General features: G+C 68.3%; 21 protein-coding genes. 9 read left to right on the top strand and 12 right to left on the bottom strand.

Translation table 11 applies throughout. The annotated features are described in order from the left end of the window. Positions 1 to 47: 47 nt before the first annotated feature. Positions 48 to 1,457 carry an amidase gene (locus GT007_RS03690; RefSeq protein WP_160120214.1) on the bottom strand — a complete coding sequence of 470 codons (1,410 nt, stop codon included), beginning with the start codon at positions 1,455 to 1,457 and terminating at the stop codon, positions 48 to 50. After that, a complete protein-coding gene (locus tag GT007_RS03685) occupies positions 1,454 to 1,663 on the bottom strand; it encodes a hypothetical protein (protein WP_160120213.1) in 210 nt (69 codons plus the stop codon). The genes GT007_RS03690 and GT007_RS03685 overlap by 4 nt, the downstream gene beginning before the upstream one ends. A gap of 129 nt (positions 1,664 to 1,792) precedes the next feature. Here GT007_RS03685 and GT007_RS03680 point away from each other — a divergent pair, with 129 nt between their 5' ends. From GT007_RS03680 to GT007_RS03655, 6 genes are all read left to right on the top strand, one after another. Next, entirely contained in the window at positions 1,793 to 2,926 is a 1,134-nt protein-coding gene (locus GT007_RS03680; protein ID WP_160120212.1) for a mandelate racemase/muconate lactonizing enzyme family protein, read from the top strand. Next, complete coding sequence (locus GT007_RS03675) at positions 2,919 to 3,887, top strand: Bug family tripartite tricarboxylate transporter substrate binding protein (protein WP_160120211.1); 969 nt, start codon at positions 2,919 to 2,921, stop codon at positions 3,885 to 3,887. The genes GT007_RS03680 and GT007_RS03675 overlap by 8 nt, the downstream gene beginning before the upstream one ends. Positions 3,888 to 3,937: 50 nt before the next feature. Then, complete coding sequence (locus GT007_RS03670) at positions 3,938 to 4,165, top strand: PsiF family protein (RefSeq protein ID WP_160120210.1); 228 nt, start codon at positions 3,938 to 3,940, stop codon at positions 4,163 to 4,165. Positions 4,166 to 4,395: 230 nt separating this feature from the next. Continuing rightward, positions 4,396 to 6,003 (top strand): ABC transporter substrate-binding protein, encoded by a 1,608-nt coding sequence (locus tag GT007_RS03665; protein ID WP_160120209.1) that lies wholly within the window; start codon positions 4,396 to 4,398, stop codon positions 6,001 to 6,003. A 128-nt stretch (positions 6,004 to 6,131) separates the two neighbouring features. Continuing rightward, the gene (locus GT007_RS03660) at positions 6,132 to 7,721 is read left to right on the top strand and encodes an ABC transporter substrate-binding protein (RefSeq protein WP_201451782.1); all 1,590 of its coding nucleotides are present in this window, start codon (positions 6,132 to 6,134) and stop codon (positions 7,719 to 7,721) included. A gap of 62 nt (positions 7,722 to 7,783) precedes the next feature. Next, on the top strand, positions 7,784 to 8,119 hold the full coding sequence (locus GT007_RS03655; RefSeq protein WP_160120207.1) for an NIPSNAP family protein: 336 nt from the start codon (positions 7,784 to 7,786) through the stop codon (positions 8,117 to 8,119). A gap of 30 nt (positions 8,120 to 8,149) precedes the next feature. Here GT007_RS03655 and GT007_RS03650 read toward each other — a convergent pair whose 3' ends face one another. Further along, a complete protein-coding gene (locus GT007_RS03650; protein ID WP_160120206.1) occupies positions 8,150 to 8,539 on the bottom strand; it encodes a RidA family protein in 390 nt (129 codons plus the stop codon). A 2-nt stretch (positions 8,540 to 8,541) separates the two neighbouring features. After that, on the bottom strand, positions 8,542 to 8,778 hold the full coding sequence (locus tag GT007_RS03645) for a DUF4169 family protein (RefSeq protein WP_236571481.1): 237 nt from the start codon (positions 8,776 to 8,778) through the stop codon (positions 8,542 to 8,544). On the opposite strand from GT007_RS03645, the gene GT007_RS03640 reads away from it, so the two are divergent. Then, the gene (locus tag GT007_RS03640; RefSeq protein WP_160120205.1) at positions 8,768 to 9,433 is read left to right on the top strand and encodes a dienelactone hydrolase family protein; all 666 of its coding nucleotides are present in this window, start codon (positions 8,768 to 8,770) and stop codon (positions 9,431 to 9,433) included. The two genes, GT007_RS03645 and GT007_RS03640, sit on opposite strands and share 11 nt — an antisense overlap. 7 nt (positions 9,434 to 9,440) lie before the next feature. On the opposite strand, the gene GT007_RS03635 is transcribed toward GT007_RS03640, so the two are convergent. The 6 genes from GT007_RS03635 to hisF form a co-directional block, all read right to left on the bottom strand. Then, positions 9,441 to 9,845, bottom strand: coding sequence for a c-type cytochrome (locus GT007_RS03635; RefSeq protein ID WP_160120204.1), 405 nt, complete (start codon positions 9,843 to 9,845; stop codon positions 9,441 to 9,443). A gap of 70 nt (positions 9,846 to 9,915) precedes the next feature. Then, positions 9,916 to 10,860: a glutathione synthase gene (gshB, locus tag GT007_RS03630; protein ID WP_160120203.1), complete on the bottom strand. Its 945-nt coding sequence runs from the start codon at positions 10,858 to 10,860 to the stop codon at positions 9,916 to 9,918. An 81-nt stretch (positions 10,861 to 10,941) separates the two neighbouring features. Then, a complete protein-coding gene (locus GT007_RS03625; protein WP_160120202.1) occupies positions 10,942 to 11,778 on the bottom strand; it encodes a SirB1 family protein in 837 nt (278 codons plus the stop codon). Between the two features lie 49 nt (positions 11,779 to 11,827). After that, positions 11,828 to 12,205 (bottom strand): histidine triad nucleotide-binding protein, encoded by a 378-nt coding sequence (locus GT007_RS03620; RefSeq protein ID WP_160120201.1) that lies wholly within the window; start codon positions 12,203 to 12,205, stop codon positions 11,828 to 11,830. A 22-nt stretch (positions 12,206 to 12,227) separates the two neighbouring features. Next, complete coding sequence (locus GT007_RS03615; protein ID WP_160120200.1) at positions 12,228 to 12,788, bottom strand: phosphoribosyl-ATP diphosphatase; 561 nt, start codon at positions 12,786 to 12,788, stop codon at positions 12,228 to 12,230. Then, positions 12,789 to 13,559 carry an imidazole glycerol phosphate synthase subunit HisF gene (hisF, locus tag GT007_RS03610; protein ID WP_160120199.1) on the bottom strand — a complete coding sequence of 257 codons (771 nt, stop codon included), beginning with the start codon at positions 13,557 to 13,559 and terminating at the stop codon, positions 12,789 to 12,791. A 213-nt stretch (positions 13,560 to 13,772) separates the two neighbouring features. On the opposite strand from hisF, the gene GT007_RS03605 reads away from it, so the two are divergent. Then, on the top strand, positions 13,773 to 14,492 hold the full coding sequence (locus GT007_RS03605) for a M48 family metallopeptidase (RefSeq protein WP_160120198.1): 720 nt from the start codon (positions 13,773 to 13,775) through the stop codon (positions 14,490 to 14,492). Here GT007_RS03605 and GT007_RS03600 read toward each other — a convergent pair. Next, entirely contained in the window at positions 14,489 to 15,190 is a 702-nt protein-coding gene (locus GT007_RS03600) for a CBS domain-containing protein (RefSeq protein ID WP_236571480.1), read from the bottom strand. The genes GT007_RS03605 and GT007_RS03600 overlap by 4 nt on opposite strands. A gap of 151 nt (positions 15,191 to 15,341) precedes the next feature. Here GT007_RS03600 and GT007_RS03595 point away from each other — a divergent pair, with 151 nt between their 5' ends. Next, entirely contained in the window at positions 15,342 to 16,319 is a 978-nt protein-coding gene (locus GT007_RS03595; RefSeq protein WP_160120197.1) for a TAXI family TRAP transporter solute-binding subunit, read from the top strand. A gap of 27 nt (positions 16,320 to 16,346) precedes the next feature. Here the strand turns inward: GT007_RS03595 and GT007_RS03590 are convergent, their stop codons facing one another. Further along, a complete protein-coding gene (locus GT007_RS03590) occupies positions 16,347 to 16,820 on the bottom strand; it encodes an Lrp/AsnC family transcriptional regulator (RefSeq protein WP_160120196.1) in 474 nt (157 codons plus the stop codon). Positions 16,821 to 16,976 lie beyond the last annotated feature (156 nt).

Below are 16,976 nucleotides of genomic sequence, written 5' to 3'. Positions count from 1 at the left end.
ACATGGCGTACCGGAAGTGGCGAGGGGCCAGGCCCCTCGCCGTCAGGTCACAGGACCGGTTCGCGCTTGTGCCAGTCCGTCACGCGCTGGAAGGCATCGCCTGCCTGCAGCACCCGTGCCTCGGCAAAGGGCCGGGCAGAGAGTTGCAGGCCGATCGGCAGGCCATTGCTGTCGAAACCGCAAGGCACGCTCAAGGTCGGCAGGCCCAGGTAGTTGAAGGGCCGGGTGTTCGCCGAGACGCCCATGAAGCGATCCCAGTTGGCGGGGTCCACATCGATGTCCGTCTCCGCCAGCGTCGGCACCTTGATGCGCAGCGTGGGCGTGGCGACCAGGTGATACGGCGTCAGCGCCCGCTCGCAGAACGCCCGCAGCAATGGCCCCCGGCGGGACAGCGCCTCGATGTAGAAGGTCGCCGGCAGGGAATAGCCGCCATAGAGCCGGGCGTTCAGGTGCACCGCGTAGTCCTGCGGGTATTCGCGCATCCAGTTGGCATGGATGGCCGCGCCCTCGGAGCGGGAGACGAGCGCCGTGTAGGTGCCGATCGCCGCCATCTCCGGCACGGCGATGCGGGTGACGCTGGCGCCCAGCCCCTTCAGCACGTCGAGCGCCGCCTCGAAGGTCTTGAGCACCTCGGGGTCGATCCCGTCGAGGAACCAGTCCTCCACCACCGCGATCTTCAGCCCGGCGATGCTGCCGGTCAGCGCGGCCTCATAATCGGGCACGGGCTCCTTCGCGCTGGTCGGGTCCTTCGGGCAGGGCCCGGCCGTCACCTTCAGGAAGCGCGCGGCATCGCGCGCCGTGCGCACCAGCGGGCCCACATTGTCGGCGGAGAAGGAGAGCGGCATCACGCCGGTGCGCGGCACCCGGGTCTGGGTGCCCTTCAGCCCGGTCACGCCGCAGATGGTCGCCGGCAGGCGGATGGAGCCACCCGTATCCGAACCCAACGCGGCGAACACGAAACGCGCCGCCACCGACGCACCCGAACCCGAGGAAGAACCACCGGTGCAGTAGGGCAGGCTCCAGGGATTGTGGCAGTGGCCGAAATGCGCGTTGTGGCCAGTGGGGTTCTGAGCAAACTCCGCCATGTTCAGCGTGCCCATGTCCACGGCGCCGGCATCATCCAGCCGGTTCAGCACGGTGGCCGTGACCTTGGGCACGAAATCCTTGCGGATCTTGCTGCCACAGGTGCTGACCTTGCCGGCACGGTAATACATGTCCTTGTGCATCATCGGCACGCCGGCCAGGGGCCCCAGGATCTTGCCGGCGGCGCGTGCCTGATCGACAGCGCGGGCCGCTGCGCGGGCTTCCTCGGCATCCAGGCGGATCACCGCGTTCACGCCGCCATCATGGGCGGCGATGCGGGCCAGGCAGGCCTCGACCAATGCCTCGGAGGTGACTTCGCCGCGCGCCACGGCATCCGCGGCCTCGGTCATGGAGAGGGAGGTGAGGGCGCTCATGCCTCCTGCTCCTTGCAGTCGCGCAGGGCGGCTTCGAAGCTGCTGGGCTCGTCCTCGAACACCATCGTGCCGCGCAGCTTCGCCATGGCGTCGATCAGCCCCTGCATCTCACCGAGACCGTGACGTGCCGTGGCATTGGGCAGTTGCACGCCTTGCCAGCGCGCGATCTGCTCCATGGTGGGGGGCACCAGTGCCGGTTCTTCCATCGTTTTCTCCTGGTTGCAGGCCGGGTCATGGGATGCCACGCTGCCCGCCAGGTAAACGACTAAGCAAATGCGGGGCCACAAGGCCGCGCGCAACAACGGGGGCCCACCCCCGGGAGGATGTCAGCACCCATGAAAATCGTCGAAGTGAAAGCCTATCCAACCAGCTTTCCGTTGCCCAAGGGCGGTCCGAAGCTCGGCATCGGCCAGGCGGTGAAGCGCGATGCCGTCATGGTGAAAATCACCACGGAGGACGGCATCAGCGGCTGGGGAGAGGCCCATCACGGCCGCGCCCATACCGCCGTGGCACGGCTGATCGAAACCACGCTGCGCCAGTTGCTGCTGGGGCAGGACGCGCTGGACACCACCGGCCTCTGGGCACGGATGTACAAGTATCAGCTGGCCTCCCATGGGATGGGCGCCGGCGCCTCGCTGGCCATGAGCGGCATCGACATGGCGCTGTGGGATATTCGCGGCAAGGCGGCCGGCTGGCCGCTCTACAGGCTGCTGGGCGGCGCGCGGCGCGCCATTCCCGCCTATGCCGGTGGCGTGGCGCTGGGATACCAGGAGCCCTCGGCCCTGCTGGCCGAAATGGCGCCGCACATGGCGGCGGGCTATCGCGCCGTGAAACTGCGCGTGGGCGACACGGTGGCCGCCGACATCTCTCGCATGGAGGCGACACGAAAAGCCTACCCCGACGCCGACATCCTGACCGACGCCAATATCGGCTACACGATCGAGGATGTGCGCCGGGTGATGCCGGCGATGGATGCCCTGGCCATCGGGTGGCTGGAGGAACCCTTCCCGGCCTACGACCACCACCTGTATCGCCAGGCGGCGGGATATGGCCGCACACCGCTCGCGGCCGGGGAGAACCACTTCACCCGCTATGAATTCAACCGCGTGCTGGAAGACGGCGTGATCCGCATCTGGCAGGGGGATCTGTCCAAATCCGGCGGCATCACGGAATGCCTGCGGATCGCGGCGATGGGCAGCGCCTTCAAGATCCCGTTCCACCCGCATTCCTCCATGACCGGGGTGAACCAGGCGGCCTCGATCCATCTGCTCGCGGCGATCGACAATGGCGGGTATTTCGAGGCCGACATCAGCACCGCCAACAAGTTCCGCGACGAGATGTGCAGCACGCCCTGGTCCATCCGGCCCGACGGCACGGTACTGCCCAACGATACGCCGGGCATCGGCGTGGAAGTGGACGAGGACTGGCTGCGAGCCCATCCCGCCATCGAGGGCCCCGGCTATGTCTAGGCGCATCATCCCCCTGCTGGCGGCATTGCTGCTTGCTTTTCCCGCCTTCGCCCAGGCCCCGTTCCGCGCGGAGCGGGAGGTGCGGCTGCTCTGCGGCTTCGCCCCGGGCGGCACCTGCGACATCCTGGCGCGGCTGCTGGCCGAGCAGTTGACCCCCGTGCTCGGCCAGCGCGTGGTGGTGGAGAACCGCACCGGCGCCACCGGCCTGATCGCGGCCGAGGCGGTGGCGCGCGGCAATCCGGACGGGCATCTGGTGTTTGTGGTGCCCATGAACCTGCCGGCGGTGATGCCCGTGACCCCCGGCCTGCGCATTCCCTTCGACGTGGATCGCGACATCACGCCGATCGCCAGCATCGCCAATGTCTACAACATGCTGGTGGTCAGCCCGAACGGCCCGCTGCGCAGCGTGGCGGATGTGGTCGCCGCCGCCCGCGCCAATCCGGGCCGGCTCAGCTATGCCAGCACCGGCAATGGCAGTTCCCAGCATCTGGCGGGCGCGATGTTCCAGCGCGCGGCGGGGGTGGAGATGCTGCATGTCCCCTTCCGCGGCGGCGCGCCCGCCATTCTGGAGATCACGGCGGGACGGGTGGACATGATGTTCGGCAACATGCCGGAATTCCTGGGCCAGATCCGCGACGGAGGCTTGCGGCCCTTGGCTTACGGCGCGGCGCGCCCCAGCCCGCTGATGCCGGACCTGCCATTGATCGCCGCCACCCTGCCTGGCTTCGAGGTGCGCAGCTGGTTCGGCGTAGCAGGGCCCGGCGGCATGTCCGAGCAGGTGCTGCAATCCTGGGAAATCGCCCTGCGCCAGGTGGCGGAGCATCCGGATTTCCGGCGCCGCATGGCCGAGAACGCGATGGAGATCATCTTCGACGGCCCCGCCGGTTTCCGCCGCCTGATCCAGGAGGACCGGGCGCGCTGGGCCGATGTGATCCGGGCCGCCAACATCCGGGCGGATTGAACGGCACGAAGTTGTATCGCATCCTGCCACCACCAACAGGAGGTTGTGGGATGCGCGCGCTGCTTCTGATTCCGGCCATGCTGGCCCTGGCTTCGCCCGCGGTGGCCGAGACCCGCCCAGCCCGCCAACCCACCGAGGCCCAAGCCGCGCAGCAGCAGCGCATGCGCCAGTGCAACACCGACGCGCGCACGAACAACCTGACCGGCGACGCGCGCAAGGAATTCATGCGGCGCTGCCTGTCCGGGCATTCCGGCGGCACGCCGACTCCGGCGAACTGAAGCCCCTGGGGCACTCCGCCCCTCACCCGGTGGACGGCCCGCCATCGGCGGCGCTGACATGTCACGCTCGGGCCGAGGCTGGCCTGCATCCTGGCCGCTCTGCCCGAAGGGCCTTCGCCCACTCCGCAGGCAGAGCGCTGCCGCACCTTACTGAATTACCGGAATTACCTGTTGCCCCGGCATGGTCCGGATTGGTTGCATGGTGGGGTAGAGTTTGGAGTGTAGACAGTATGCAAAAGAAATTCGGTGCCGCGCTGGCACTGGTCGGCGCCCTGCTGGCCGCCGCCCCGGCGCAGGCCCAGCAGCCGCGCGTTCTGCGCATCGCCATGACCGCGGCCGATGTGCCGACCACCACCGGCATGCCGACCCAGGGCTATGAGGGGATGCGCTTCCTCGGCTACCCGATCTTCGAGCCGCTGGTGGATTGGGACCTGAGCGATGCCTCCCGCCCGGCGGGCCTGCGCCCCGGCCTGGCCGAGAGCTGGGCCCAGGACCCGGCCAACCCCCGCGCCTGGCGCTTCACCCTGCGCCAGGGCGTGACCTTCCATGACGGCACGCCCTTCACGGCCGACGCTGTGATCTGGAACATGGACCGCTTCTTCCGCAACGATGCCCCGCAATTCGATGCCGGCACCGCCGCCATCGCGCGCGGCCGCGTCGCGGGCATCGAGGGCTACCGCAAGATCGACGACCGCACGGTGGAAATCACCACCGCCCGGCCTGTCTCCTACTTCCCCTATCTGGCCACGCTGATCCTGTTCTCCTCACCGCAGAGCTGGGAAGCCGCGGGCCGCGACTGGGCGCGCGTCGCCGCCACGGGCGCCGCCGGCACCGGCCCCTTCCGCATCACCCGCTTCGTGCCACGCCAGTCGGTCGAGCTGTCGCGCAACGACACCTACTGGAACCCGGCCCGCCGCCCGAAGGTGGACCGCGTGCAGCTGCTGCCGATGCCTGAGGCGACAACCCGCCTCGCCGCCCTGCGTTCCGGCCAGGTGGACTGGATCGAGGTGCCGCCGCCCGATGCCCTTCAGTCCCTGCGTTCGGCGGGCTTCCAGATCACCACGGGCAGCTATCCGCATGTCTGGCCCTGGGTGTTCGCCGCCGGCCGACCCAACAGCCCGGTGGCCGATGTGCGGGTGCGCCAGGCGCTGAACTACTGCTTCGACCGCGACGGCATGGTGCAGATGCTGAACGGCACGGCGGAGCCCTCCGTGGGCTTCTTCAAGCCGAACGACCCCAATTTCGGCTCGCCGCAGAACCGCTACCGGCTGGATGCCGCCCGCGGCCGCGCCCTGCTGGCCGAAGCCGGCTATAACGCCCAGCGCCCGCTGACGCTGCGCATCGGCATTTCCAACAGCGGCTCCGGCCAGATGCTGCCGCTGCCGATGAACGAGTATCTGCAGCAGCAGCTGCAGGAACATTGCGGCGTCCGCGTGAACTATGAGGTGGTGGAGTGGAACACGCTGCTGGGCGGCCTGCGTGCCGAACCGACGCAGCCCGCTTGGCTCAATGCCGATGCTCTGAACATCAGCCTCGTCTCCTCTGACGCGGCGCAGATGGGGCGCTGGTTCTACTCGGCGAACTTCACGCCGCGCGGTTCCAACGCCGGCCATTGGCGCGACGCGGCCTTCGATACCGCCTTCAGCGAGCTGGAGACCGCCACGGACCCGGCACGCATTGCCACCCTGATGCGCACCCTGAATGAGCGGGTGGTGGATGACGCCCCCTGGCTGTGGATCGTGCATGACCTGAACCCGCGCGCGATGAGCCGCCGGGTGCGCGGCTTCGTCAGCCCGCAGAGCTGGTTCGTCGACCTGACGACGGTCGAACTCCAGTAGCCGGACCGGGGGAGGGCGCAGGCCCTCCCCCTTTTTTTCCCGAGGAAACATCACGCAGAAAGGGCTCTGCCATGAAGCTATCCTTCACCTCCGCCACGAGACATCTCCTCCATAGCGGGACACGAAGGATGGCCCTGGCCAGCCTCGCGCTTCTCGGCCTCGTCAGCGCCCCAGCGCAGGCACAGCAGCGCACGCTGCGCATCGCCATGACGGCCTCGGACGTGCCGACGACCACCGGCATGCCGAACAACGGCTTCGAAGGCATGCGCTTCCTGGGTTACCCGATCTTCGAGGCGCTGGCCCTGTGGGACCTGACGGACGCATCGCGCCCCGCCACGCTGCGCCCAGGCCTGGCCGAGAGCTGGGAGCAGGACACGGCCAACCCGCGCATCTGGCGCTTCACCCTGCGCCAGGGCGTGAACTTCCATGATGGCACGCCGTTCAACGCGGATGCTGTGATCTGGAACCTCGATCGCTACTTCCGCAATGACTCGCCACAGTTCGAGGCCGGCGGCAGCGGTATCACCCGCGCCCGCGTGACGATCCTTGAAAGCTATCGGAAGATCGACGACCGCACGATCGAAATGACCACCAGCCGGGTGGCCAGCTACTTCCCCTATATGGCGGTCTATATCCTGTTCACCTCGCCACAGAGCTTTGATGCGGCGGGACGGGACTGGGCGCGCGTCGCCGCCGCCGGCGGTGCTGGCACCGGCCCGTTCCGCATCACCCGCTTCGTGCCGCGCCAGTCGGTGGAACTCTCCCGCTTCGACGGCTATTGGGACACCTCCCGCCGGGCGCGGCTGGACCGCATCGTGCTGCTGCCGATCCCCGAGGCGAACACCCGCCTCGCCGCGCTGCGCTCCGGCCAGGTGGACTGGATCGAGGTGCCGCCGCCCGATTCCATCCAGTCCCTGCGTTCGGCGGGCTTCCAGATCACCACGGGCAGCTACCCGCATGTCTGGCCCTGGTTCTTCCAGATGGGTGGTGACAACACGCCCTTCCGGGATGTGCGGGTCCGCCAAGCATTGAACTATTGCGTGGACCGCGACGGGTTGGTGCAGCTGTTGGCCGGCACGGCCGAGCCCTCCGTGGGCTGGCTGAAGCCGAATGACCCGAACTTCGGCACCCCGCAGAACCGCTATCGCTTCGACCCCGCGCGCGGCCGCGCCCTGCTGGCTGAAGCCGGGTACAACGCCCAGCGCCCGCTGAGCTTCCGGGTGATGATCAGTGCCTCGGGCTCCGGCCAGATGCTGCCGCTGCCCATGAACGAATACATGCAGCAGAACCTGCGCGAGGCCTGCGGCGTGAATGTCAGCTTCGAGGTGACGGACTGGTCCAACCTGCTCGTGGCCACCCGCACGCCGCCGGGCGGCGCGGTGATCCAGAACGTGCAGTCGTTGAACCCGTCCAGCCCGTCCTCCGACCCGTCGGTGATGGCGCGCTATTTCCTCAATGCCTTCCGGCCGCCCAATGGCTTCAACTGGCCGCAATGGCAGGATGACGCCTTCGAGGCCGCCTTCGCCCGGCTGGAAGCCGCGCGCACCCCGGCGGAGGCGAATGCCGCCTACGCCGAGGCGCATGCGCGCCTCGTGGACAATCCCCCCTGGCTCTACATCGTGCATGACCTGAACCCGCGCGCGATGAGCCGCCGGGTGCGCGGCTTCACCAGCGTGCAGTCCTGGTTCCAGGACCTGGTGCCCGTGGACATCCAGTAGAACCGGGACAAGGATGCGCGGGTCGTAATGCCCGGGCCACCGGGCCAGAGGGGGGATACCCGATGATCGTCGATCTGCGCATCTACACCTGCAAGCCGAACAAGCTGCCTGTCTTCCTCAAAATCTATGAGGAAAAAGCCTGGCCGCTGCAGCTCCAGTATCTGGAAAACTGCCTGGGCTGGTACACGACGGTGGAAGGCGCGCTGAACACCGTGGTCCACCAGTGGGGCTACACCGACCAGGGTGACCGCGAGCGCCGCCGCAACGCCATGGCCGCCGACCCGAAATGGGGCGAATATGTGAAAGCCGCGGCCGAGGCCGATGTGCTGGTGAAGATGGAAAACCGCATCCTGCGCCGCACGCCGTTCTTCGACGCCTATCTGGCCAAGAAGGGCTGAACCGGCAGGGGAAGGGGCGGCCCCCCTTCCCTATCGCCTGGCCACGCAATCCATTTCGATCAACGCGCCGCGCACCAGCGCCGTGACGCCCACACAGGTGCGCACCGGCCGGCAATCCACCGGAATGATGCCGCCATAGGCGGCATTCATCGCCTCATAGTCCCGCGCGAAATCCGTCAGGAACACGCGCATGGAGACCAGGTTCTCCCACCCCAGCCCCAGCGCCTTGAGCACGCGCGCCATGTTGCGCAGCGTGGCCTGCGTCTGTGCCGTGATGCCCTCCGGGAACGGGGCGTCGGGCGCATCGAGGTCACGCGGGAACTGGCCGGTGAGATAAACGAAGCCATCCACCTCCGTCGCATGCGGAGAAGGCGAGGCGCTGGGCGGAAAGCCCGGCAGGATATGGCGGATGACGGGCATGTTCAGCTCTTGTCGGGCGTGTCGTCCAGGCGGCGGCCGTCCAGCATCCGGGCGCGGCGCGCCTCGGCCTCGCGGTCGGCCTGCTTCTCGGCGCGGGTGCGGCCGAAGGCCACGCGGTTGGCCGCGGCTTCACGCTCCGCATCCTGCTTCGCGCGCGCCTTGCGCAGCTTGTTGAGGTTGAAAATCTCGGTCACGTTCGCAGCATAGCGGTCACCGAGGGAGCCCACCATGCCGGACATCACCATCACCGCCGCCGATGGCCATCAGCTCAGCGCCTATGTGGCCGGCCCTGCCAGTGCGAAACGCGCGCTGGTCGTGGTGCAGGAGATTTTCGGCGTGAACAGCCACATCCGCAACGTGGCGGACCGCTTCGCGGCCGAGGGCTATGCCGTGATCGCCCCCGCCTTGTTCGACCGCAAGGAACGCGGCGTCTCCCTGGGCTATACGCCCGATGACGTGGCGCGCGGCCGCGACCTGCGGGCGGGCATCGATGCCGGCAGCACGCTGCTGGATGTGCTGGCCGCCGCCGGCGCCCTGCCGGCCGGGGTGAAGCGGGGCATCATCGGCTATTGCTGGGGCGGCACCGTCGCCTGGCATGGCGCCACGCGCAGCGCCGCCTTCTCGGCCAGCGTGGGCTGGTATGGCGGCGGCATCGCCGCCGCGAAGGAGGAAGTGGCGGGCTGCCCCGTGCAACTGCATTTCGGCGAGAAGGACAGCTCCATCCCGCTGAGCGATGTGGAGGCCATCCGCGCCGCGCAGCCTGGGGTGGAAGTGTTCGTCTATCCGGGCGCCCTGCATGGCTTCGGCTGCGACGAGCGCGCCAGCTACTCCGCCCCGGACTACGCGCTGGCCCAGAGCCGGAGCCTGGAATTCCTGGCCCGGCATCTGGGGTAGCGGCGGCTTACGGCTGGGGCCGGGTGGCTTCCTGCAGATAGGCCATCAGGTTGTTGATCTGCTCCGGGTTCCGCAGGCCGGCGAAGGTCATGGAACCCTGGGGCAGCACCGCCTTGGGGTTCGCCACATAGGCACGCAGGGTCGCCTCATCCCAGGTCAGCCCGGCGGCGGCGCGTTCCTGCAGGTTGGCGGAGTAGCGGAAGCCCTCACGCAGGCCCGCGCGGCGGCCCCAGATCTCGTAGAGGTTCGGCCCCACCCCGTTGCGGGTGCTGTTGTCGATCAGATGGCAGGCGCGGCACTGGGCGAACACCCGGCGGCCGGCTTCCGCATCCCCCGCCTCCTGGGCTCGGGCGACGGGGGTGATGCCAGCGGCCAAGGCCGCGGCGAACAAGGCTGTGGTGACTAGGCGCATCGTCTTCTCCGTATGGCCCTCCGGGGGCGGAGGTGCGCTCCCGGAGGGCCAGCGTCAAGGGGTGCGGGGGTTAAGCCCGCTTCGCCTCGATCACGTCCCAGATGTTGCGTTCCAGCTGGATGCCGTCGAAACGCGCCAGCTCCTGCAGGCCGGTGGGGGAGGTCACGTTGATCTCCGTCAGGTAGCCGCCGATCACGTCGATGCCGACGAAGATCAGCCCGCGCTCCCGCAGGGCCGGACCGATGCGGGCGCAGATCTCGCGCTCGCGGTCGGTCAGGGTGGTGGGTTCGGGGCGGCCGCCGACATGCATGTTGCTGCGGGCCTCGCCGGCCGCTGGCACGCGGTTGATGGCGCCCAGCACCTCGCCATCGATCAGAATGACCCGCTTGTCGCCCTGGCGCACGGCGGGCAGGTATTGCTGCACCATCACCGGCTCGCGCGAGCGCTCGGTGAACATTTCCATCAGCGCGCCCAGGTTCGGGTCCTCGGGCTTCAGATGGAACACGCCGGCGCCGCCATTGCCGAACAGCGGCTTCACGATGATGTCGCCGTGCTTGGCGCGGAACCTGCCGATCTCAGCCATGTTGGTCGTGATCAGGGTCTCGGGCATCAGCTCCGGGAAGTGCGTGACGAACAGCTTTTCCGGGGCGTTGCGCACATGGGCCGGGTCATTCACCACCAGGGTCTTGGGGTGGATGTGCTCCAGGATGTGGGTGGCGGTGATATAGGCCATGTCGAAGGGCGGGTCCTGGCGCATCAGCACCACGTCCACATCCGTGCCCAGGTCCAGTTCGACCGGGGCGCCCAGGGTGAAATGGTTGCCCTTCTCGCGCCGCACCTCCACCGGGTGGCCCCAGGCCACCACGCGGCCGGCCCGCAGCGACAGGTTGCGCACGTGATAGTGCCACAGCATATGGCCGCGCTTCTGGGCTTCCAGCATCATGGCGAAGGTGCTGTCGCCGTCGATGTTGATGCTCTCGATCGGGTCCATCTGGACCGCAACGCGCAGTGACATGGGTGATCCCCCAAAAGGCCTGGCGGTGAAAACCGTTCGCCGCATGCTTGCCAGGGCCGAGGGGGTTGGGGAAGGCCCCCTTCAGTTCAGCCGGTTGCGCAGTTCGTCGATCAGGCTGCGGGTGCGCTTGTCCTCGGGGGCCAGTTCCAGCGCGCGCTCCAAAGCCACTAGGGCGGCGCTGATGCGTTCCAGCCGCTGGTTCATCAGCCCCACTTCCCGCCACAGCCCAGCATGGTCGGGGGCGATGCGCAGCATGTCCTCGGCACAGGCGAGGGCGGAGGCCACATCGCCCACCCGCAGGCGGCGCAGCTTGATGTTGTTCTGCAGGCGCAGCAGCACGGCGCGGCGCGGCATGGCGGCCAGCATGCCGGGCTTCAACTCGGCCTTCTCGCCTTCCAGCCGCTTGATCAGGGCGCGCAGTTCCGGTGCCTCCAGCTTCGCGCCTCCGTGGAACACATCCACCAGCACGGGCTGGGTCTCGCCGCGCAGCGCCACCAGGAAATGGCCCGGGAAATCGACGCCATAGGCCTCCCAGCCCGCGGCCTCGGCCGCATGCAGCCACAGCACGCCGAGGGCCACCGGCAGGCCCCGGCAGCGGTCCAGCACATGGATCAGGTTGGCGTTTTCCAGGTCGTCATAGCTTTCGGCGTCGCCTTCCAGGCCGAAATGCCCGTGCAGCACCTGGGCCAGAACCTGGCGGCGGGCCTCGGCATCGCCGGCATCGGCCTCCGCCGTGGCTTGCGCCACCGTTTCACGCGCGATAGCCGAGAGCATGTCCCGCGCGGCGGTCCAATCGGCCTCCGGCGCGTCGATGCGGGCGAATTGCAACGCCGCGGCGCCGATATCGATCTCGGCGTCCGGCAATTTTCCCACGGCATCGAGCGCGAGGCGGGCTTCAGCAAGGGCTGTACTCGTCATCGCCGTCACATCCGCCCTTGGCGGGGCCGTTGCAAGCCCCCCGTGCGATTCATGCCGGCTTGGCGACCATCACACCCAGCGGGCGGCCACCCAGCACATGCACATGGAAGTGCGGCACTTCCTGCCCGGCATCCACACCCATGTTGCAGATGATGCGATAGCCGGTGGCCTCCAGCGGCTTGGCCACCTCGGCCACGGCGCGCCACAGCCCAGCCATTTCCTCGGGGCTCGCCTGCGTATTGAAATCGCTGGCCGAGACGTAGGCGCCCTTGGGAATGATCAGGATATGGGTGGGCGCCTGGGGCGCGATATCGTGGAAGGCCAGCGCGTATTCGGTCTCCAGCACCTTCTTGCACGGGATCTCGCCGCGCAGGATGCGGGCGAAGATGTTGTTCGTGTCATAGGGCGGCAGGCCGTTCACGGGCATGGGCTTCCTCCGGTTTCTTCTTTCAGGGCAGCTTCTTGGTGTTGGCCAGCTTCACCAGCACCTTGGGGCGGGACGCCTTCTCGGCGATGCCGGAAATGCCCTCGCGCCGGTGCAGCTCGCTCCACACCTCGGCGGGGTTGATGCCGGCATCCACCCAGACGACCAGCAGGTGGTACAGCACATCCGCGCTCTCGGCGATGGTGGCCGAGCGGTTGCCGGCCACGGCCTCGATCACGCATTCCACCGCTTCCTCGCCCAGCTTTTGGGCGACCTTGGCGGTGCCGCGCGCCAGCAGGCGGGCGGAGTGCGAGGCCTCCACGTCACCGGCCAGGCGGCGCTGCTCGATCACGTTCCACAGCCGGTCCAGCACCTCGGGCGTGGCGCCGGCGGCGCTGGGCTCGAAGCTGGCCAGAGGAGAGGATTCCGCCCGGCGCACGCGCTTGGGCGGCTTGGCCTGGGGGGCCTCGATGCCGGCCGGCAAGGGCAGCGACGCCTTCTTCTTCACGGGCTTCACAGGCTTCACAGCCTTCACGGGCTTCGTGGCCTTGACGGCCTTGGCCCTCGGCTTGCTCGGTTTGGCCATCTACAGCGCCCTTTCCTCAGGTCGCACGGGCCAGCCGGCGGCGGCGAGAGCCGCCTTGGCCTGTGCGATACGATATACCCCGTCATGGAACACGCTGGCGGCCAGCAGCCCGGTGGCTCCGGCCTCCGCGCCTTCCACGAAATGTTCGAGCGACCCCACGCCGCCGCTGGCCACCAGCGGCAGGCGCACACGCTTGCGGATCTCCCGCAGCAGCTCCAGGTCGAAACCCTTCTTGGTGCCGTCCCGGTCCATGGAGGTGACGAGCAACTCCCCGGCGCCGAGTTCGGCCATACGCTCCGACCATGCCACCGCGTCGATGCCGGTGGGCTTGCGGCCGCCATGGGTGAAGATCTCCCACCGGCCGGGCGAGACCTGCTTGGCGTCGATCGCCACCACGATGCACTGGCTGCCGAAGGCCTCGGCCGCGCGGCCCACCAGCTCGGGCTCGGCCACGGCGGCGGAATTGATGCTGGCCTTGTCGGCCCCGGCCAGCAACAGCCGGCGGACATCCTCCACGCTGCGCACGCCGCCCCCCACGGTCAGCGGGATGAACAGGCTGGCCGCGGTGCGGGAGACGACGTCGAGCATCGTGTCCCGGTTCTCATGCGTGGCGCCGATGTCGAGGAAGGTGACCTCATCGGCGCCCTGGGCGCCATAGGCAGTCGCCTGCTCAACCGGGTCGCCCGCGTCGCGCAGATCCACGAAGTTCACGCCTTTGACGACGCGGCCTTCCTTCACATCCAGGCAGGGAATGATACGGAGCGTGAGCAAATGTGGATCATTTCGCCAGTTGTTGGGTTCTTTGCCGGAATGCCGGCTTGATGCAGCCGATGCGCTGCAAATAGGGCTGGGTCAAGGCGCCTTGAAGTGCTGAGGATTCACGCCTCACACCCCATCTGGGCATGGCTGCGGCGCCATCGGGCATGCCCACGCGGAAATGATCATTCTCTGGACGCCGGACCGTGATTCCGGCAGGACACCCCCATGGATACGGTCGAATCGGAGACCATCCTCCTCCAGCCCAACCCCTTCGCCGCACCAGCGCCCTGCGCGGTGCAATGGAAGCGTTCGGCCCGCGCCCGGCGGGTTTCCATCAAGATCGACCCGCGTGAGGCAGCGGTGGTGGTCACGCTGCCACCACGGGTCGCGCGCCGCACCGGCATGTCGCTGCTGCAGCAGCATGCCGGCTGGGTGCTGCAGCGCCTGGCGGCGCTGGCGCCCGCGCAACGGCTGGAACCCGGCGCCAGCCTGCCCATCGGCGACATCCCGCATGAGATCGTGCACGCCCCCGACCGCAGGGGCGGCGTGGCGATCGAGGATGGCCGGCTGGTGGTGACTGGGGGGATCGAATTCCTGCCCCGCCGCATCCAGGATTTCCTGCGCTCGGAGGCCGCCCGGCGCATCCGGCTGCGCACGCCCGTGCATGCCGAAGCGCTGGGCGTGCGCCCCCGCGCCGTGCGGGTGAAGGATACCAGCAGCCGCTGGGGCAGCTGCGCGCCGGATGGCACGCTCGCCTTTTCCTGGCGGCTGGTGATGGCACCGGACTGGGTGTTGGACTACGTGGTGGCGCATGAGGTGGCGCATCTGCGCGAACTGAACCACTCGCCCCGCTTCTGGGCGCATGTGGAACGCCTGACACCCCACCGCCGCGCCGCCGAGACCTGGCTGAAACGCCAGGGCCCGGCCTTGCTGCGGGTGGGTTAGACGGCGGCCATCATCCCCGCGGGCATCGGCTGGGTGTTGTCCAGCACGGCGCGCACGCCCGGCACGTTCATGGCCAGCACCTGCAGGCCACGGCGAATGCCCTCATGCTGCACGAAGCCCTCGAAACGGACCACGCCCTCCTCCACCTGTACGGTGGTGTAGAAGCCGTTGGCCCAGGGCTCACGCTTCATGGCGGTCAGCACCGCCTCACGGATCTCGGCATCCGGCAGTTCCTGCGGGATGGTCACAGGATCGACCAGCGCCCGCAGCAGATCAGCGCGGGAGACGATGCCGAGCAGCTTGCCATCCTCCAGCACCAGCACGCGGCGGATGTGCTTTTCTTCCATCAGATGGGCGATCTCATCGGCGGTCGCATCCGGGCCGACGAAGATGGCGCCCTCCGTCATGATGTCACGGGCGGTGACGCCATGGGTGCGGGCATAGCGTTCGGCCCGTGCCTCGGGGTCCGTGAACAGGCTGCGGAAGAAGCCGATCGGAGGGTCCTTCAGCCCGGCCAGGCGGGCGATCAGGTCCGCCTCCGTCACCACGCCCAGCACATGGCCGGCCTTGTCCAGCACGGGGGCGGCGGAAATGCCGCGCCCGGCCAGCAGCCGGGCGACGGCATCGACACTCATATCGGGGCTGATGGCGATGACGCTGCGCGTCATCAGCTCCTTTGCCTTCGGCATAGCGTTCATCGGAAACCTCCTCGGGATCTCGGGGGATCATGGCGGGGCTGGCGCCGCCGCGCCTTGATACGAATCAACCCCAGGAAAGGGCTTTCAACCGGACAGACCCATGCCTAAACTTTTCTCAAGAAAGGCGCCTGTCGCGCCGGAGGAAATAACCATGAAGCGTTCCATCACCGCGCCGCGCCGTGCCCTGCTGGGTGCCGGCCTCGCCCTGCCCTTCATCGGCCACGCCCAGGCCCAGAACCTGCAATTCTCCATCGCCACCGGCACCACGGGCGGCGTGTACTATCCGCTGGGCGGGGCGCTGGCGAACTACATCACCCGCGCCATCCCGGGCTCGGCCGCGACGGCCGAGGTGACGGCCGGCTCCACCGCCAATTTCCAGCTGCTGGGCGCCAACCGCGCGCAGATCGTGTTCGGCCAGGTGGATGCGGCGGTCGATTCCGTCCGTGGCGCCGGGCAGTTCCGCGGCCGGGTGGTGCCTACCCGCGCCATCGCGGTGCTCTACACCAACCGCATGCAGATCGTGACGACCGCCGACCGCAACATCCGCACGATGGCGGATCTGAAGGGCAAGCGGATCTCCACCGGCGCCCCGCAATCGGCCACGGAGCTGTTCGCCCAGCGCGTGATCGAGGCCGCCGGGCTGGATCTGAACCGCGATTTCCGCGGCCGTGAACGGCTTTCCCCGGCCGAGAGTACGGCGGCGATCCGCGACGGCAAGATCGACGCCTATTTCTTCGTCTCCGGCGTGCCGACCAGCGCGATCACCGACCTGGCGGCGACGCCCGGCACGCAGCTGGTGCTGATCGACCACGCGGATCTGGCCGCGCGCATCGTGGAGAAGAACGGCCCGGTCTATTTCGCCGAGGAGATCCCGGCCGGCACCTATCCGGGCCAGACCACGCCGAATCGCCAGCTCTCGGTCGCCAACATCATCGCGGTGCGTGAGGACATGCCGGCGGATACCGTCCGCAAGATCCTGGACGTGATGTGGCAGAACCGGGAGGACTGGGCCCGCGTGCATTCCGCCGCGCGGGATTTCACCCTGGCCGTGCAGAAGACCGCCGCCGCCGGCGTGCCCTGGCACCCCGCCGCCGAGGCATTCTGGCGCGCCCAGGGCGCTACCCTGTAAAATAACAAAGGGAGGCTTCGGCCTCCCTCAGTGATCCTCGTCCTCGGAAACCGGGGCCACCGGCAGCAGCCGGGTCTCCTTCACCGAGGACAGCGCCACATCCACCGCCAGCCGCTCCAGCCCCGCCAGGCTGCGCAACTCGGCGGTGACGAAGGCCTCCAGCCCCGCCATGTCCGGAAAGCGCAGCTTCAGCAGATAGGACCAGTTGCCGGTCATGTGGTGGCATTCCAGCACCGCCTCATGCTCCTGCATCGAGGCGCGGAAGGCGGCCTCGCCACTGCCCGGCTTCAGCGCCAGCCGCACGAAGGCCAGCAAAGGGCAGCCGACCAGCACCGGGTCCAGCGCCGCATGCCAGCCACGGATCACGCCGCGCTCCTCAAGGCGCTTCTGCCGCTCCGCGGTGGCGGAGACCGAGAGCCCCGCGATCTTCGCCAACTCGGCGAGGCCCGCGGCGCCGTCATACTGCACCGCAATGGCAATCTTTCGGTCAATCTCGTCCATGACCGTACTCTATCTTGCCTAGGTGGTTCTGGAAAGGAAATTTCGTTCCCGAAAAATGCGGGACCCAGAAATGCAGAGGGGCCGGTGGCAGCATGGAATCCCACGCGCCGCCGGCCCCTTGCAACCCATCGCGAACTGGCACAGCCCGTGGCCAGG

The sequence above is a fragment of the Rhodovarius lipocyclicus genome (assembly GCF_009900765.1).
Classification (GTDB): Bacteria; Pseudomonadota; Alphaproteobacteria; order Acetobacterales; family Acetobacteraceae; genus Rhodovarius; species Rhodovarius lipocyclicus.
The sequence above is the reverse complement of the archived record's forward strand: the minus strand, read 5'-3'. Positions and strand labels throughout refer to the sequence as shown.

Bases quoted from the DNA above. Each gene is read 5' to 3' on its own strand.
- GT007_RS03690 (WP_160120214.1), bottom strand. From the start codon at position 1,457: ATGAGCGCCCTCACCTCCCTCTCCATGACCGAGGCCGCGGATGCCGTG.
- GT007_RS03685 (WP_160120213.1), bottom strand. From the start codon at position 1,663: ATGGAAGAACCGGCACTGGTGCCCCCCACCATGGAGCAGATCGCGCGC.
- GT007_RS03680 (WP_160120212.1), top strand. From the start codon at position 1,793: ATGAAAATCGTCGAAGTGAAAGCCTATCCAACCAGCTTTCCGTTGCCC.
- GT007_RS03675 (WP_160120211.1), top strand. From the start codon at position 2,919: ATGTCTAGGCGCATCATCCCCCTGCTGGCGGCATTGCTGCTTGCTTTT.
- GT007_RS03670 (WP_160120210.1), top strand. From the start codon at position 3,938: ATGCGCGCGCTGCTTCTGATTCCGGCCATGCTGGCCCTGGCTTCGCCC.
- GT007_RS03665 (WP_160120209.1), top strand. From the start codon at position 4,396: ATGCAAAAGAAATTCGGTGCCGCGCTGGCACTGGTCGGCGCCCTGCTG.
- GT007_RS03660 (WP_201451782.1), top strand. From the start codon at position 6,132: ATGGCCCTGGCCAGCCTCGCGCTTCTCGGCCTCGTCAGCGCCCCAGCG.
- GT007_RS03655 (WP_160120207.1), top strand. From the start codon at position 7,784: ATGATCGTCGATCTGCGCATCTACACCTGCAAGCCGAACAAGCTGCCT.
- GT007_RS03650 (WP_160120206.1), bottom strand. From the start codon at position 8,539: ATGCCCGTCATCCGCCATATCCTGCCGGGCTTTCCGCCCAGCGCCTCG.
- GT007_RS03640 (WP_160120205.1), top strand. From the start codon at position 8,768: ATGCCGGACATCACCATCACCGCCGCCGATGGCCATCAGCTCAGCGCC.
- GT007_RS03645 (WP_236571481.1), bottom strand. From the start codon at position 8,778: ATGTCCGGCATGGTGGGCTCCCTCGGTGACCGCTATGCTGCGAACGTG.
- GT007_RS03635 (WP_160120204.1), bottom strand. From the start codon at position 9,845: ATGCGCCTAGTCACCACAGCCTTGTTCGCCGCGGCCTTGGCCGCTGGC.
- gshB (WP_160120203.1), bottom strand. From the start codon at position 10,860: ATGTCACTGCGCGTTGCGGTCCAGATGGACCCGATCGAGAGCATCAAC.
- GT007_RS03625 (WP_160120202.1), bottom strand. From the start codon at position 11,778: ATGACGAGTACAGCCCTTGCTGAAGCCCGCCTCGCGCTCGATGCCGTG.
- GT007_RS03620 (WP_160120201.1), bottom strand. From the start codon at position 12,205: ATGCCCGTGAACGGCCTGCCGCCCTATGACACGAACAACATCTTCGCC.
- GT007_RS03615 (WP_160120200.1), bottom strand. From the start codon at position 12,788: ATGGCCAAACCGAGCAAGCCGAGGGCCAAGGCCGTCAAGGCCACGAAG.
- GT007_RS03605 (WP_160120198.1), top strand. From the start codon at position 13,773: ATGGATACGGTCGAATCGGAGACCATCCTCCTCCAGCCCAACCCCTTC.
- GT007_RS03600 (WP_236571480.1), bottom strand. From the start codon at position 15,190: ATGAACGCTATGCCGAAGGCAAAGGAGCTGATGACGCGCAGCGTCATC.
- GT007_RS03595 (WP_160120197.1), top strand. From the start codon at position 15,342: ATGAAGCGTTCCATCACCGCGCCGCGCCGTGCCCTGCTGGGTGCCGGC.
- GT007_RS03590 (WP_160120196.1), bottom strand. From the start codon at position 16,820: ATGGACGAGATTGACCGAAAGATTGCCATTGCGGTGCAGTATGACGGC.